Source organism: Paenibacillus sp. 05T425 (genome assembly GCF_056396205.1).
In genome coordinates, this window is the sequence record NZ_JBFTLA010000012.1 from 131,684 (window position 1) to 147,906 (window position 16,223).

Annotated in this window: 18 protein-coding genes; 15 read left to right on the forward strand and 3 right to left on the reverse strand. The window is 50.8% G+C overall.

Going from position 1 to position 16,223, the window contains the following annotated elements; all coding sequences use genetic code 11:
- Position 1 precedes the first annotated feature (1 nt).
- From AC1DF0_RS24840 to AC1DF0_RS24905, 14 genes are all read left to right on the forward strand, one after another.
- Complete coding sequence (locus tag AC1DF0_RS24840; RefSeq protein WP_477575787.1) at positions 2–970, forward strand: XkdQ/YqbQ family protein; 969 nt, start codon at positions 2–4, stop codon at positions 968–970.
- Positions 970–1,281 (forward strand): DUF2577 domain-containing protein, encoded by a 312-nt coding sequence (locus tag AC1DF0_RS24845; protein ID WP_477575789.1) that lies wholly within the window; start codon positions 970–972, stop codon positions 1,279–1,281. Before AC1DF0_RS24840 ends, AC1DF0_RS24845 begins: the two co-directional genes overlap by 1 nt.
- Positions 1,282–1,292: 11 nt before the next feature.
- Positions 1,293–1,679 (forward strand): DUF2634 domain-containing protein, encoded by a 387-nt coding sequence (locus AC1DF0_RS24850; protein WP_477575791.1) that lies wholly within the window; start codon positions 1,293–1,295, stop codon positions 1,677–1,679.
- Positions 1,672–2,733: a baseplate J/gp47 family protein gene (locus tag AC1DF0_RS24855; RefSeq protein WP_477575793.1), complete on the forward strand. Its 1,062-nt coding sequence runs from the start codon at positions 1,672–1,674 to the stop codon at positions 2,731–2,733. The genes AC1DF0_RS24850 and AC1DF0_RS24855 overlap by 8 nt, the downstream gene beginning before the upstream one ends.
- Complete coding sequence (locus AC1DF0_RS24860; RefSeq protein WP_477575795.1) at positions 2,726–3,295, forward strand: putative phage tail protein; 570 nt, start codon at positions 2,726–2,728, stop codon at positions 3,293–3,295. The genes AC1DF0_RS24855 and AC1DF0_RS24860 overlap by 8 nt, the downstream gene beginning before the upstream one ends.
- A 1-nt stretch (position 3,296) precedes the next feature.
- The gene (locus AC1DF0_RS24865) at positions 3,297–3,959 is read left to right on the forward strand and encodes a hypothetical protein (RefSeq protein ID WP_477575797.1); all 663 of its coding nucleotides are present in this window, start codon (positions 3,297–3,299) and stop codon (positions 3,957–3,959) included.
- Positions 3,960–3,968: 9 nt separating this feature from the next.
- A complete protein-coding gene (locus tag AC1DF0_RS24870) occupies positions 3,969–4,979 on the forward strand; it encodes a Kelch repeat-containing protein (protein WP_477575799.1) in 1,011 nt (336 codons plus the stop codon).
- A gap of 24 nt (positions 4,980–5,003) precedes the next feature.
- Positions 5,004–5,405 (forward strand): hypothetical protein, encoded by a 402-nt coding sequence (locus AC1DF0_RS24875; RefSeq protein ID WP_477575801.1) that lies wholly within the window; start codon positions 5,004–5,006, stop codon positions 5,403–5,405.
- Positions 5,406–6,623: 1,218 nt separating this feature from the next.
- Positions 6,624–7,094, forward strand: a complete 471-nt coding sequence (locus AC1DF0_RS24880) for a phage holin family protein (protein ID WP_477575803.1) — start codon at positions 6,624–6,626, stop codon at positions 7,092–7,094.
- Positions 7,081–7,833 carry a peptidoglycan recognition protein family protein gene (locus AC1DF0_RS24885; RefSeq protein ID WP_477575805.1) on the forward strand — a complete coding sequence of 251 codons (753 nt, stop codon included), beginning with the start codon at positions 7,081–7,083 and terminating at the stop codon, positions 7,831–7,833. The genes AC1DF0_RS24880 and AC1DF0_RS24885 overlap by 14 nt, the downstream gene beginning before the upstream one ends.
- Positions 7,834–7,912: 79 nt before the next feature.
- Entirely contained in the window at positions 7,913–9,520 is a 1,608-nt protein-coding gene (locus AC1DF0_RS24890; protein WP_477575807.1) for a spore germination protein, read from the forward strand.
- Positions 9,521–9,534: 14 nt separating this feature from the next.
- Complete coding sequence (locus AC1DF0_RS24895) at positions 9,535–10,734, forward strand: Ger(x)C family spore germination protein (RefSeq protein ID WP_477575809.1); 1,200 nt, start codon at positions 9,535–9,537, stop codon at positions 10,732–10,734.
- A gap of 35 nt (positions 10,735–10,769) precedes the next feature.
- The gene (locus AC1DF0_RS24900; protein ID WP_442050777.1) at positions 10,770–10,979 is read left to right on the forward strand and encodes a hypothetical protein; all 210 of its coding nucleotides are present in this window, start codon (positions 10,770–10,772) and stop codon (positions 10,977–10,979) included.
- A 45-nt stretch (positions 10,980–11,024) separates the two neighbouring features.
- On the forward strand, positions 11,025–12,152 hold the full coding sequence (locus tag AC1DF0_RS24905; RefSeq protein WP_477575812.1) for a GerAB/ArcD/ProY family transporter: 1,128 nt from the start codon (positions 11,025–11,027) through the stop codon (positions 12,150–12,152).
- Between the two features lie 474 nt (positions 12,153–12,626).
- On the opposite strand, the gene AC1DF0_RS24910 is transcribed toward AC1DF0_RS24905, so the two are convergent.
- The 3 genes from AC1DF0_RS24910 to AC1DF0_RS24920 are packed head-to-tail and all read right to left on the reverse strand — an operon-like array spanning position 12,627 to position 14,939.
- Complete coding sequence (locus AC1DF0_RS24910; protein WP_442050779.1) at positions 12,627–13,091, reverse strand: RidA family protein; 465 nt, start codon at positions 13,089–13,091, stop codon at positions 12,627–12,629.
- A 51-nt stretch (positions 13,092–13,142) separates the two neighbouring features.
- Positions 13,143–14,282, reverse strand: a complete 1,140-nt coding sequence (locus AC1DF0_RS24915) for an alanine racemase (RefSeq protein ID WP_442050780.1) — start codon at positions 14,280–14,282, stop codon at positions 13,143–13,145.
- Positions 14,283–14,939, reverse strand: coding sequence for a helix-turn-helix transcriptional regulator (locus AC1DF0_RS24920; protein WP_477575814.1), 657 nt, complete (start codon positions 14,937–14,939; stop codon positions 14,283–14,285).
- A gap of 198 nt (positions 14,940–15,137) precedes the next feature.
- Between AC1DF0_RS24920 and AC1DF0_RS24925 the strand changes: the two genes are divergently transcribed.
- Positions 15,138–16,178, forward strand: a complete 1,041-nt coding sequence (locus AC1DF0_RS24925; RefSeq protein WP_477575816.1) for a CobW family GTP-binding protein — start codon at positions 15,138–15,140, stop codon at positions 16,176–16,178.
- Positions 16,179–16,223 lie beyond the last annotated feature (45 nt).

The following is a 16,223-nucleotide window of genomic DNA, read 5'->3' on the forward strand; positions in this document are numbered from 1 at the left end:
GATGCTAGAGATTCTAATCGATAACCGAAACGGCAATGTATGGGACATTACGAGTATTGTTCCGTCACTGACCTACAAGACGAAGCGAATCGGGTCGGCATCCAGTTTAAGTTTGACGCTCGTTAAGGGCAGCTTGTTCCAAAGCGATCTATTTACGGTGAACGTTGGTGACGTTATTCGCGTGATGAAGGACGGGGCCGGGGTCTTTTACGGCTATGTGTTCGATATTGATTCGGGTAAGGACGAGAGCGTGTCGATTACGGCGTACGACCAAATCCGGTATTTGCTCGCTAACGATACCTACGTGTTCACCAATATTACCGCGTCGGAGATCGTGAAGAAAATCGCTACCGATTTTGAACTGAATCTGGGGGTTATATCGGATACGGGCTACAAAATCCCGAAAATGTCGGAAGACAATAAGAAACTGCTGGACATTATTTGCAAGGCACTGGACCTGACGGTCATTAATGAAAGAGGAAACTTCTTTCTATATGATGATTTCGGCAAATTGTCCCTTCGAAATATTAAGGAGATGAAGCTCGATTTCGTTGTCGGCGATTGGAGCTTGATGCACGATTACGGTTATAAGCGTTCGATTGATAGTGATTCATACAACTATATTAAAGTGTATCAGGACAATAAGAAGACGGGGAAGCGGGATATCCATACAGGTCAGGACAGCGCGAATATCGCCAAGTGGGGCAGGCTTCAACTGTACCAGCAGGCGGATGAGAAAATGAATGAAGCGCAGATCAAGACGCTTGTCGATCAATTGCTTACATTAAAAAATCGTGAGCAAAAGACGCTCAGCATCGAAGCGATAGGCGATCTTCGTGTTCGGGCAGGCTTCTATATTCCAATCGTCATTCAAGAGCTTGCGATTAGCCAATATTTTCTCGTGGAAGATTGTACCCATAAGTTCGATGCGGATGCGCATACAATGAGTCTGGAATTGAGGGTGATTTAATGGCATTGCTGGATTCGATCAAAAAAGCAGGTGCTGCGGCATATGCAGCTGGTAACCCGATGGCCGTTCTGGTCGGTAAAGTAGCGAGTTTAAATCCTCTGGAAGTGAACGTGGATCCACGTTTCACGCTGCCGGAGGATTTTTTGATTATACCGGAAAGATTAATGAAGTTTGAGGTCGACCTGGGAGAGGCAGCGACCGGGGGCAAGGTTGTTATTCGCAAGGGGCTAGAGGCTGGCGATGCAGTGTTGTTGCTCCGCGTGCAGGGCGGCCAGCAATACGTGGTGCTCGATAAGTTGGTGCGACCATGATTCCGCAGGGGATGAGTTTGTCAGAGTCTGAATTGTTGGAGCACACCGAGACGAGCAGGACGTATAGGCTGGACACGGCTGCTAATCGCATCATTGGTTTAACCGATGGACTGGATGCTGTGAGGCAATCGGTCTTTAAAATTTTGCAAACGGAACGTTATCGATTCTTTTGCTATAGCGCTGACTACGGAGTTGAATTGGAAGGTTTGGTTGGCGCTGATCCGGCGTTTGTTCGTTCGGAGCTTAAGCGTAGGATTAGCGAAGCGCTGCTTCAAGACGATCGGATAAGTGAAGTAAATGATTTTACAATGGAGATCGATGGCGAAGGTGTAAAAGCTACCTTTACCGTTGTATCCAACTTTGGGAGCTTTCGAGAGGAGGTGAGGCAAGATGTATGAGAACGTTAATTTCGATACATTGCTGCAGCGTATGCTGGATCGCGTGCCTAATGATGTGGATAAGCGTGAAGGCAGCATCATCTATGACGCGTTAGCCCCAGCAGCGGCAGAATTAGGCGAAATGTACGCGCAGTTGGATATCCAGATGGCGTTAACCTTTGGCGACACGGCCAGCGGTGAGTATCTAAGTAGACGTACAGCGGATTTCGGTATTACAAGGCAATCGGCCACGAAAGCGAAGCGGCTGGGACGATTTTATGGAGAGGGAGATGCGCCGTTCGAGATTCCGGTGGGCAGCCGTTTTTCGGTAAGCCAATTGAACTTCAAGGTATTGGAACGTATTGCTGATGGTCAATACGAGCTCGAATGCGAGTCCTTCGGCCGCAGCGGTAATGAGCCATACGGCGCTATGCTCCCTATTGATTATGTAAATGGGCTTGCGTCGGCCGTGCTGCAAGACATATTGGTGCCGGGCGAGGATGAGGAATCAGACGAGCAGCTGAGGAGTCGCTTTTTTGAAGAGATTCAAAGTCCGGGAACGAGCGGCAATCAGTCTGATTATCGGAAATGGGCGCTATCGATTGCGGGTGTTGGCGATGTGAGGGTAGAGCCGCTGTGGAATGGGCCGGGGACGGTTCGCGTTATCGTCATAGATAGCAACAAACAGCCCGCGAGCAGCCAGCTAGTTCAAGATGTTCAGCAGTATATTAGTCCTGCTGCTGGAGCCGGTGAAGGGGTTGCGCCGATCGGCGCTAACGTCACAGTTGATGCCGCGGAAGGCGTAGAGATTAACGTGTCGGCTAGTGTTGAGCTTACCGGTACAGCGAATCTGGAGACGGTGAAGACTGCTTTTAGTTCAGCGTTGGAAGCTTATTTGAGAAGCATCGCTTTCTCTAGCGATCCGTCACCAAAGTATGTACGCATCGGATCGATGCTGCTTGACGTGCCGAGCATTCATGACTTTGCGAGCATGACGTTAAATGGCGGAGAGGTGAATGTGTCCATATTGCCTGGGCAGGTTGCTATCATCGGGGAGGTGGCCTTGAGTGAATGATTTGACGAGTCCTATGGGACGCGAATGGCTAGGCCACCTGCCTAGCTTTTATGATGGCAATAAAGAGTTCCGATTGCTGGCCGAGGCCGAAGGTGAAGAGTTAGACAGCCTATTGGTGGCAAGTGAAGCTAGCTTCGATCAACGATTCGTTGATTCAGCCACATGGGGTTTGGTGAGATGGGAGCGGGAACTCGGAGTAACTCCGTATGCCGGGCAACCCTATGATCAACGCCGAGCGGTCATCCGCTCGAAGCTTCGTGGGACGGGCACTGTTACTGCGAAGCTGATTAAGTCCGTGGCGGAGGCCTACGCGAATGGGGAAGTCGAGGTGACCGAGGATTACGGCGTTTATAAGGTTACGGTAACCTTCGTATCTATGCTCGGCGTACCTCCGAATTTAGCAGATTTGGAGCAGGCTATACGTGGTGTGTTACCTGCCCATTTGCAGATTGAATATATGTTTATCTATATAACGTTCGGTGAGCTCGAAGACTACGGGACTACTTTCGGCGCACTGGGCGGGCTTACATTCGGACAACTTGAAACGTGGGAGGGACCATAATATGCAGACGCTGCCAAGCGGAATAAAGATACTAGAAGCGACTGATAACGCAACGGTTGCGAATTTTAATGCAAACGCGGATTTACTCGACGCAAAAATTTCGAAGCTCGATGGAGTAGCAACGGGCGCGGGAACGGTAAATAGCGCGACAGATACCGTTATAGGCAACCGTACAATCGACGATACGGTTGTCGCAGCCGCAGGAGCAGATACGCCTACGCGCTTGTGGTCGAAGCTCGCGAACGTAATAAAAGGAGTTATGGGCACCGCTACTTGGTATACGTTACCGTCAATGACGATAACAGCGATTATCACAGCGCTCGGATTAAAAGCATCAAGTGCGTCGCCCACATTTACAGGGACTGTCACGCTCCCGAGTACGACGAGTATCGGCAACGTATCGTCAACGGAACTCGGGTATCTTGACGGAGTTACTAGCACAATTCAAACGCAGTTCGCTGCGAAAGCACCGTTAGCTTCTCCGGCCTTAACGGGTACGCCGACCGTGCCTACTGCGGCTGTCGGTACGAATACGACGCAAGCTGCGTCAACAGCGTTCGCTAACACGGCCGTTGCGGACAAGATTACGAATAAGGTTACGGTAGCTACGACGGCTCCGACGAGTCCCGCTGTTAATGATATTTGGATCGATCTAAGTACGTGAGGTGACGGAATGGCAACGATTAAATATTGGAACGGGTCAGCGCAGGCGAAACCGAAAGCGATACGTGTATGGGACGGATCAGCGTGGACGCAACGGATAGGAAAGGTATGGGACGGATCGGCGTGGAAGGCGTTTATCTCGTATGGCAAGATTTACGCTATCGGAGGCACTACGACAGGCGTGCAAAATGGCGTGAGGAACACGAACTTCGTATATGATCCTATGGCTAACACGTGGGATACAAAGGCCGTATTTCCCTTAACGGCGACGCAATTGGGGGCAGGTTCCGCGCTAGGTAAGGCGTACGTTGGCGGAGGAATGACGAGCGCAGCTACGAATATCGCCGCCACTTACGAATACGATCCGGTCCTCGATACATGGAGTCAAAAGGCAAACATTGCCGGATCATCGACGGGGATTATTCATCAAAAGTTCGCGTCGTACTCCGATAAAGTTTACTGTATAGGCGGCGCTCGCGGCGGTACGGCTCTAAACGCGACGTCCGAGTACTCGCCCACGCTGAATACGTGGACAGCTAAAGCGACGATGGCTAACACGCGTGCCGGACACGTAACTGGCGAGGCTAATGGGTTAATATATGCCGTGGGCGGTTCGACAGCCGATGGTAATCCGTCGACTTCAACAAACTACGAATACTCTCCCGTTACCAACGTTTGGGGATCAAAGGCGGTTTTACCTTACTCAACTTATCGTGGCTCGGGTACGGGACACAATGGCTTAATGTATATGGTCGGCGGCTCGGGCAATTCGACGACCTATTACGATAACACGTATGCATACAACGCCAGCACCAACGCGTGGACAGGACTCGCAGCGGCTCCGAAACAGCTCTACCGCCATTCCGTGAGCGCTGTCGGCGGCGTCCTTTATAGTATCGCGGGTGAAGACCCGTCACTGGCGCGAGCGCTAAACTACGCATACAACATAAATACCAACACATGGAGTGCAATCGCTAGTTTGTCCGAGGCTCGCGCGTATCACGCTACCACAGCCGTATAAAGTGAAAATAGGAGGAGAATGAACATGTTAAACGCATTGCAAATTTATGCCGAGGCGAAGAACACGTACGGCAGCACGCAGAGTTATGCCGCATGTGTCGGGTTTATTAACGCTTTTGATTGGGAAGGCGCGCGCGACGCCGAGCGCGGTAATTACGTTCTAACGCTGTATGATAAGACGTCAACAATTAACGGTATCGCGCCGGACAAAGTCCTCGAGGGCGTTCCGGAGGGCGGCGAGGTAATACTGATTTACGTACGCAGCAAGCTTACGATTATCCAAAGACACGATCCTGCGCAATCCGGATTCGTCGCAATGGATGTAGCGCTTGCTACTGAGATTGGTAACGGTATTATCTATAAATTCGTAGAGTCCAAAGTTGACGAACTCGCACGTGAGACTGTACTGATCCAAATGATTTCTTAAGCTCAGCCTCGGAGGGGCGTTATTATCGAGAGATGAAGAACAGGAAACCGTAATCGTATCGTATGACTTGGCGAACAGGTGATAGGTTAAGAAATTGCAAGCGCGGATTATGTTCGATTTAAGCTCCACTCAGGTGGGGCTTTATTTAGTGTGGCTAGCATGAGCGCTATCTTTAGGTTCAAGTCTTTGATAGTGAAGGCAGTAGTAGCCGTAGCTTAAGGCAAAGGTGTCCTCTGTGAGGAGGCATCTGAATGGAGCCGGCGGCAAATCTAAGATCTGAGGAACACGAACTTCATATAAGGCTAGCGTACGTTGGATGGGTTACTAAACAAACCAAAGTCCTTACTGCCCATGGCGTAGGAGAGTAAATGAAGCAGATACATGGTGAGGAAGATAGCGTTCTTATCTGGGGAGATCTGTACGGAACGCGCGGACATTTCGTAACCCTGCTTGTGAAAGCAGGCTGAACGTACAGAAGTCAGCAGAAGCCATAGTACTTGGGGCTGTTGTAATAGCCCCGCGGAAGGGCTAAACATGGAATAGGAACGAAACTACTTGGCGTTCGAGGATGGGCATGGATAGCAGACAATCCCATTTTTTTTGAAGGAACTTATCTGAGGAAAGTAACGGTGAATACGCGAGGGTACTCAGAAGGGCAGAGTTCATCAACGGCACAAAGAGAAGAGACGTTTACGCAAGGGAGTGTATCGAAGGACGATCGAGGAAGTGTTGTCACGAGAAATTATGCTGTCGGTGCTAGCAAGGGGCGAGGCGAATAAGTGAAGCCATAGCGTAGATAGGATGTCGTAAAAGACTTACGCAGACACATCGTACAAAACTGGCAAGCAATTCACGGAAGCATACGAAACGGAACCTAAGAGCGTGGTCCAGTCCGTCGGGTCGAAATCCCGAAACCGAGTGGTAGAACACGGTTCTTAGGTATTCCAATCGTGACAGATCGCCTTATCMAACAGGCTATCACGCAAATATTAACACCAGTATTCGCCCCAACATTCTCCGAGCAAATCTATGGATTTCGTCAGCAAATAGTGAAGACATGATGCGGTTAGGAAAGCGCTCAGTTACATGCAAGAGAGACATCGTATTGTAATAGACATGGATTTGGAGAAATTCTTCGACCGTATCCATCATGAACGCTTAAAAGGCATACGAATGGGGCAATTTGAGGAAAAAATAATTAGAGAGGGGGAGAAGTCAATGAATCAACTGAAAGAAGCTCTCTCTACCATATTGATAGCCGCCATCGGAACAGGCGGCAAAGAAACCGCCCTCAGCAGCGCAATTGCTGCGGCTGGAATTGTTGTTACCAATTGGCTCGGCGGTTGGGACAAAGCTTTGCAAGTACTCCTGCTGCTCATGCTAGTCGACTACGTGACTGGCGTGCTTGGAGCGATTAAGACGAAGCTGATCGACAGTGAAGTCATGTTCTGGGGCGGCGTTCGGAAGATCACGGTGCTGTTCGTGATCGGGCTTGCCGCGTTGATGGACGACTGGGTGCAGCCAGGCGTTCCGATCTTCCGCACGGCGGCTGTCTATTTCTACGCGGGTCGGGAGGGGCTATCCGTTATCGAGAATCTCGGGACGATCGGTGTGCCGCTTCCCGGCAAGCTCAAGCAGTTCTTAGCCCAACTGAGCGACAAGGGAGAGACTAAGAATGGGAATGGGTAACTACGTTGTCGATCATATTCCGCCTGCGACGCCATGCAATCGCCGACCTGCACATCCCATGCTGCAGCCAACGACGATTACGGTGCACAATACGGGCAATCCAACGAGCACGGCGAGAAACGAGCGGGACTGGCTTACGAATCCAACTAACACTAGAACTGCTTCGTATCACATTGTCATTGACGAGCATCAAGCGATCGAATGCATCCCGCTCTCTGAGAATAGCTGGCACGCAGGTGACGGCAGCGTTCCGGCGAGCGGGAACCGTACTTCGATCTCTATTGAAATATGCGAGAGCGGTAACTACGCACAGACGCTAGACCGTGCAGCTGTACTCATCGCTAAGCTATTAGCCGAGCGAGGCTGGGGAATCGACCGGCTTCGCAGGCATTTTGACTGGTCGGGCAAAATATGCCCTAGGCTTATGTACGACAAAGGAAAATGGACGGGCTGGCTGCAGTTCAAACAGCATATAGCCGCCAAGCTGACACAATCAGCATCAGGGGGAGAGACGATGACGAAGGAAGAGAAAGCGCTGCTGGATAGTCTCAAGACGACGGTCACTCATTTGGCAGAGCGCATCGTCTATCTAGAAAACAAACAAAGAATGAACATACCGGCTTGGGCGCAAGCAGCGGTCGATTCAGCTGTAGGCGCAGGCCTTATTCATAAACCCGATGAGGGGTCGGAGGATTTCTACCGACTCCTTACCGTTATTCACCGCAAAGGTCTGATCTGACCAGCCGAAGCCGTTTATCCGCGAGCCCTGATGGTCATAATGGGTAAAAGACCATCATGAGAATCGGAGTCGGTACATTATGCCAAAGCGCCCTATGCGTCCCATGTTTTCTTCTCGCGCAAAATCGTCCACGAGCTCTGACAAAGAAAAAAACTCTTTCGAGCCATATCCGCCTCACGAGCATACCGGCAAACCGATTGATCCCGATGTTAAGGTCAATATGGAGCGGGTTTGGAGCGAGTTGGGCGGCAGCGATGATCTCGTACTGCGTGAGATTTGTTACGAAGGCAGCGAGAAAATCGCAGCTGCAGTCGTCTATATGGATGGAATGGCGGATAGTGCCATTATAAATAGTTATATTTTTGACGTGTTGAAATTCAGCACATCGACGAATAGCGAGCCGGGGACTGAATCCGATGCTAACGCCGCGGACAAAAAAGATCTGGCTCAATCGTTGCTCCAAGGGATCGGTTCGATCCATCCCGTTCCGGATATGGCGAATCTATATCGCAACCTGCTCTCTGGAGAGGCGATCATTCTGCTCGATGGCAGCACCGAAGCGTATCGCGCCGACATTCGGCAATGGAAGGGACGAGACGTTACCGAATCGACGAACCAGACTTCCATTCGCGGACCAAGGGAGAGCTTCACGGAGACGCTGCGAACCAACACGTCGCTCGTCCGCCGGAAGATCAAGGATCCGAGGTTATGGCTGGAGACAATTACGATCGGGCGCGTGACGAAGACGGATGTGACGCTGCTCTATTTGAATGGGATCGCCAAGCCAGCGGTCGTTGCAGAAGCACGGAGACGTCTAAGGTCGATCGACATTGACGGCATTCTCGAGGGCGGATATATTGAGGAGCTTATTGAGGATGCCAAGTTCTCGTTGTTTCCTACGGTATATAATACGGAGCTGCCGGATAGCGTAGCGGGCGCATTGCTGGAAGGGAAAGTAGCGATTATGGTCGACGGTACACCGAATGCGCTCGTCGTGCCGGCTCAACTCGTCACGTTCTTCCAATCGACGGAGGACTACTACCAACGCTGGAGCTACGCGAGCTTGCTTAGGCTGCTGCGATTCATCAGCGTATTCATCTCGCTGCTGTTCCCATCCATGTATATTGCCATTACGACGTTTCATCGCGATATGCTGCCAACGTCTCTGCTCATAAGCTTAGCTGCGCAGAGGGAGGGAGTACCTTTCCCGGCGTTTATCGAGGCGCTTGCAATGGAGCTGACTTTCGAGATCTTGCGGGAGGCAGGGCTTCGCATGCCAAGGGCGATTGGCCAAGCTGTCTCTGTCGTTGGTACGCTTGTAATCGGCCAGGCCGCGGTGGAGGCTGGCATTGTTTCTGCAGCAATGGTCATTGTCGTATCTGTCACGGCCATCTCGACCTTTACGTTGCCGGCTTATACGATGTCGATTCCTATTCGTATGCTGCGTTTTCTATTTATGGGGGTGGGGGCAAGCTTTGGCTTGTTTGGTATTATTATGGGCTTGTTCGTTTTAATCCTGCATTTGTGCTCGTTACGTTCTTTTGGCGAACCGTTCATGGCTCCATTCACGCCTTATTCGACCGCTGATAATCGGGATTCACTGATTCGCATGCCTCGCTGGCTTACTTATAATCGACCTGGAAGCGCGCAGTCGGGCAACCGGGTTAGACTCAAGCGGCGATCCTGAGGAGGCATGATGCAATGTCAACCATACGCGAACGAATACAGAAGGCGCTTCTACTCTTGCTATGCGTGCTGATGCTCTCCGGCTGCTGGAGCAGACGCGAGCTGAATGAGTTAATGATCGTGTTAGGTATCGGATTGGACTGGGAGGATGGCGAATTTCTTGTTTCATTCCAGGTCGTTAATCCTAGCGAAATTTCGACGTTGCCCAAGGGCGGCGATCGCCCCCCAATGACACTCTACCAGTCTAAGGGAAAGACGTTGTTCGAAGCGGCGCGCTCCTTAACTGCCGAAGCGCCGCGCAAAGTATATATGGGGCATCTGCAAATCTACGTCATTGGCGAGGAGCTTGCGAGAATGGGAATAAGCAAGTTCATAGACAATTCTTTGCGGGATAACGAGCTTCGAATGGACTCCAACCTCATCATTGCGAAAGGAATGAAGGCACAGGATTTATTGAAGCTGTTCACGCCGCTGGAGAGGCTGCCGACCCAGAACATGCTTCATTCTTTGCAGACGTCGGAGAAGTCCTGGGCGCCTACGGTATCGGTCAATCTCGACGATCTATTAAATAAATTATCCACGCATGGCGATGAGCTGGCTGTAACGGGCATTCAGCTTGTAGGTACCAAGAAGAAAGCCACGAGCAAACAAAACGTTGAGACTTATATGCCCTCTACCCGATTTCGATATACCGGCATTGCCGTGTTTAAGACGGATAAGCTAGTCGGTTGGTTGAATGAGCAGGAGAGTAAAGGCTTCACGGATATTAGCGGTAAATTGAAGAGCACCTCAATCGAGCTGCCTTGCGGAGAGAATAGCTATATCGGGATTGAAGTCACGTCTTCCGACACCAAAATTAAAATGAAAATAAAAAATGGGCAGCCGGAGGCGCATATCGATATTAGAGCCGAATCGAATATCGTGGACCGTATGTGTAAAAACATTGATTTGGAAAATCCCGCGACCATTCAACAGCTGAACGAAGAGATTAAAGTGGTCATCCAGAATAATGCCGAAGCTTCTATTAAAAAAGCGAAAAAGCTAAAGTCTGATATTTTTGGATTCGGCAGCACGCTAGGCAAGGAGCATCCGAAGTTTTGGAAGCCAATAATGAAAGAATGGAATGAAGAATGGTTTCCGGGCCTGAAGGTTCAATACCACATCGAATCTCATATTCGTAAGCTGGGCACGACGAGTAACACGACGATGTATTAAAGAAGTGAAAGCTGAAACGGGAGGGAGCTCGGAGCATGGCATCGTTAATTGCAGTAATTGCGTTAGCAATAGGCGTTGCTTTGCTCGACATCCCTCCCCTTGTGCGGAAGAGCAGGAAACGGGAACTGTTCGTATATATCGTTCTGCTTTTGACGGCAACGGCTCTCTATAGCGCACTGGTAATGGAAGTGAATCTTCCTAATCCTTATGCCATTTTGGAGATCGTATATAAACCATTTAAATAACGTAAACAGAAGTGGCAGACGATTGAGGATGGGAGGGTAGTCGCGATGAGTAAATACAATAATGCGAAAATATCGATGCGCCAATTCGCGATTTTAATTGCGTTCGGTTCTATAGGCGACTCCATCCTCATCATTCCGACGCTTACTGCCAAGCTTGCAGGGCAAGACGCATGGATATCGATGCTGATAAGTTTTGTGCCGGGCTTCGCAACGGCTCTTCTCTATGTAGCGATTGCGAATAAGCTTCAAGGAGACGGGTTTATTCATTACGTGCAGAAGTCGCTTGGCGTTTGGCTCGGAAGTGTGGTTGGTTTGTTGTTTCTGTTCTACTTTTTTTTCTGTCATGTCACGTTAACGAGCGAGATGAGCCAGTTCATGACTACGCAAATGATTCCGGAAACGCCTACGAACGCAGTCATCATTTTGTTTATGACAGTTGCTATCATTGCATACCGGTATGGGGTGGAAGCTTTTGCACGAATGGGAGAGCTGCTCTTCCCGATTTTCGTGCTGTTCTTCTTGTTTCTCGTGGTGTTCCTGCTGCCTCAGATTGAATCAGACAACCTGAAACCAGTGATGGCGAAAGGCTTTCTTCCGGTGCTTAATGGCATGAGGCAGTCCTATACTGTTGCTTTTCCAGAGATGATTGTTTTATTGTTGATCGCTCCCCGAGTTATTGGTGCCAACAAGATGAAGCCCATTATGACCGGATTTGCCATCAGCGCTGCAGTGCTGTTCATTACGATGCTGCTATGCGTGCTTGTACTCGGCCCTAATTTGATGGTAACCAAATTTTATCCGACCTTCGTGCTTTCGCAAAAGCTAACGATCGGTAATTTTTTGGAGCGAGTGGAGGCCGTATTGGCATTCATTTGGATTATTACGGTTTTTTTTAAAACATTGCTATATTTCTACGCTTTGGTGCAAGGCATTGCCGAGCTGATGCGACTAAAGGAAAGCAATATGCTGACGATACCGCTTGGGATGATCATACTAGTGTTTTCAACCATGGTGACGCCAAATACGACGATCTATTACTACATCATTGATCATTATTGGGCGTGGTTCGATATGACCTTTTGTGTGGCGCTGCCGCTACTGCTGCTTGGTTGGATTTATGCGAAAGGAATGGTCGCCAAGGAAGAGAATAAGGGCATTGGACCAACTAAATGAGAATGAAAGTGGACGGGTGCGAGGTTGATTGGCCCCAGGTGTGGGCTGCAGGCAAAAATGAGCAAACGCACAATTTATATAATCGCCTATACCGATTGTGCGTTTATACATAGGATACTGTACCTTAAGAAAAAGGAGATGAACAAATGAGCTATGGAGTAGCAGGTGCAAACACTGGACACTGTGCACCATCTTACCCTGTTGCAGGTGTTGGAACTGGACCTTGCGGAACTGGAGTCGGCGGCGCATTCTCGGGCTTAGGAATTATACTTGTACTTTTCATTCTGCTTGTCATTATATCCCGTGCTTGCCTGTTTTAGTAAACCAATGCTTGCTTGCTAATCAGTATAAATGCGTATCCGCTATTTAATGGCAGGATCAAACTTATAAGTTTGATATTCCGAAAATAAAAACCCCCAGTCGGCTGGGGGTTTTGCCATGCCATGCCACGTCGTGATGTGCGGATTAGTAGGCTTAATCGCGAATCTCGGCAATCAGCTCAATCTCGACAGGCGTATGGAACGGAAGATCGCTCGTCCCAATCGCGGAGCGGGCGTGGCGGCCGTTCTCGCCGAACACCTCAATAAGCAAATCGGAAGCGCCGTTTATGACGTACGGCTGGTCACCAAAGCCCGGCGCGCTGTTGACGAAGCCGAGAATCTTAACGATCTTCACGACGCGGTCAAGATCGCCGAGATAAGCCTTCATAGCGGCAAGCAGATTGATAACGACTTGGCGTGCCGCCTCTTGGCCTTGCTCGATCGTTAGATCCGAGCCGACCTTGCCTTCATACATAAGAATGCCGTCCATGCGGCAATCGAAGCCGGACGTATAGATGAGGTTGCCGGTTTGGTTGACCGGAATATAGGAGAACTTGGGCGCCGTTGTTTCTGGCAGCGTAATGCCGAGCTCGGCAAGTTTTTGATCGATTATGGACATTTGGGGACAACTCCTTTGATGTAGTTCATAGTAGGTAGATAAAGTTTTTTGTTATTCGAGCATGCCGCGGGCGGCCACAGGAACTTTGCGAGGTTGGCCGTCGGCATCCACGATGTATACCGAATTGTGCAGGTTAACGGTGCTGCAAATATGGTTAGGAATAAGGGTTAGCCGATCGCCGACGCGATAAGCGCTGCTTGGATGCACGGATATCATGCCGTGCTCCTCATTCATGCGAACAAGGACAGCGCCCGGATCGCTGACAATATGAGCGAACCCTTGGAGATAGAGCGGCGTATTGCCGGGCTGCACATCGGTCGCGAACGTCTTGCTGCCGCCGTCGATGATGATCAGATCGTCGGCTGGACGGCTAACGACCGTAGCGTGCACGGTCGCGGCGCAATCCTCAAGCGAGCATACGCCGAAGGCGGCTTGCATTCGGTCTTGATAAATATAAGTGCCCGGACGGATCTCGGTCACGCCCTCGATCTCGGCCGCATAGATCGCGGTCGGCGTCGAACCGACGCTGACGTCCACGATTGCGATGCCTGCGTCGCGTAGCGACTGCGCAGCTTCGCTCATGAGGCGGCCTTCCTCATATCCGGCCGCCTGCAGATCAAGCGTCGAGGCGCCGCCAAGCATCGCGCCCCGGTACGTGAAGATGCCGCTCAAGCGAATGCCGCCAAGCGCATCGATCTGCTTAGCCAGCGCTACGGCGGCGTCTGCGCTTACGCCTGTACGGTGCAAGCCGGTGTCGATTTCCAGCCGCACCTCCAGCACCATGCCCTTCGCGACTGCAGCCTCGGATAGGCGCATTGCTCCATCCAGGCTGTCAACCGCCACGATAATGCGCACGCCAGCATGGTTAAGCTGTATCGCACGATCGATCTTCCTCGCTCCGACCAGCGAATAAGCGATGAATATATCACGAATCCCGCCTGCGGCCATGACTTCGGCTTCGGAAACTTTGGCGACGGTGATGCCCGTCGCACCAGCCGCTAGCTGCCTCAGCGCCAGCTCCGGCAGCTTATGCGTCTTCGCATGCGGCCGAAGCGCCACGCCGCGGCGGGATGCTGCTTGCGCCATCGCTTCTATATTGGCGTCAATTCGACTGTTCTCGATGACGATGCATGGCGTCTCGAGTTCATCAATGCCGCCGCCAAGCTTGCCTTTTGCCTCTATCTCGCTCATCTACGTCAGCTCTCCTTCGGAATCGTTTTGCTTGGATTCATCCAAGTAGCTGTATAACGTATATTTGGATATGCCCAAGTAACTGCATACTTTCTCGCCCGACTTCTTAATGAGGAATGCGCCCTTCTGATCCAACAGTTGAATAAATCTGATCTTATCCTCCTTGCTCATTACCGCTGCCGGTCTTCCGATCGTTTCTTGCGTCTCCTGAATGAGCGTATCAAGCAGATCGCCGACGTTGCTGACGAACGATTCGCGAACAGGCGCGAGACCGCTGGCGGTAAGCGACTGCAACGTCTTCTCGGCAACCATGAGATCGGTAATATCGAAGTTGATGCACAGAGCGCCTATAATCGTTCCTTCATTATTTTTAATGTACATCGAGGTGGAGCGGAGCAATCGCCCGTCCTTCGTCTGAGTGACATAGTTATGGCGGTTATCGCCGGCTGCCGTGCCGCGCATAATCTCAAGTCCAAGATTCGTGCCGGGATCGCCGACCTGGCGGCTCGTAACATGACCGTTCTCGATAACGACGATCGTACTGTCGACCGGCTTCGACCAATCATGGACAACGACCTCGCAATTGTCTCCGAATTGGGCAGCTATGCCTTGCGCCAATTCCGTTAGAAATAGTAGCTCCTGCGATATGGATTCCATTCGGTTCCTGCCCTTCATGCCTGCCTTCGATCATATGGTACTACCGCCGCGCTTAGAAATCAAACAAAAAGTTAGCTTTCCTAAAAAAAAGTAAGATTAGCTCATTCCTTGGGATGAACCAACGTAATAATTACGATATAATAGATGACGTCAAAGGTAGAATTAACGATTACACAACGGAAACGGGAGTATGCCTATATGGAACATCATGAACGTCTAATTCCAGTACATTTGCTGTCTGGATTTCTTGGTAGCGGCAAGACTACGCTGCTAACTCGAATGCTTGATTATTATAAAGAGCAAGGACTGAAGCCTGCCGTTATTATGAATGAGCTTGGCGACACGAATCTGGACGGCCAACTGCTGGGCGAGGAAGTGCCGATGGCGGAGATGCTGAGCGGCTGTATCTGTTGCTCCATCCGCGGTGATCTTGGCGTGGAGATCAGCATGCTCATTGACGAGCATCGGCCTGACGTTATATTCATCGAATCGACGGGGGCAGCGAATCCGATGGAGACGCTCGACGGCTTCACGGAAGCTGCGCTCTACAAGCCGATCGATCTGCGATCCGTCATAACGGTCGTAGACGGACCGGAGCTGCTTGCACGCTCGCGCAGCGGCAAGGGGCGCACGTTCAAGCTAATGCAGGAGCAGATTCGGTGCGCGACCGTTCTGCTGCTCAACAAGGCGGACAAGCTTGATCCGGAGCAGCTAGTCGAAGCCCAGCAACTTCTGGGTGACTTGAATCCGCATGTGCCTGCAACGGCGACCGTTCGCTGCGCAATCGACGATTGGAGCTGGCTGGAGCGGGCGATGAGCACGTCTGGAGCAGAAACAATCCGTTCATCCAAGCCGAGTAACGAAGCCAACGAACGCGGACATCTCCACGAACATAACGATGAACACCGCCACCAACATGCCCATCACCATTCGCATGATCATGTCATGGTCGTGACCCATTATTGGCAAAGTCCGATTAGCAGCGAGGCATTCGAAGAACTTCTTCAGCAATTGCCGGACAATATTTACCGGGCAAAAGGTATCGTCACGTTCACGGACGCGCCAAGCCGCTTCTTGTTCCAATACGCGTATCGGGAATCGGATTTCATGCGAATCGAGCCGCAGGGCAAGGTGAATGATGTTGCCGTATTCATTGGCGAGCACTTCGAGAAAGACTGGCTGCTGCGCCAGCTGAAGAAGCTGGAGGAACAGGGGCAAGATCAGCAATCGGAGAATTAGCTGCGAGCATATACCCAGCCGATTTTGTCGAATAATGCCAATTTC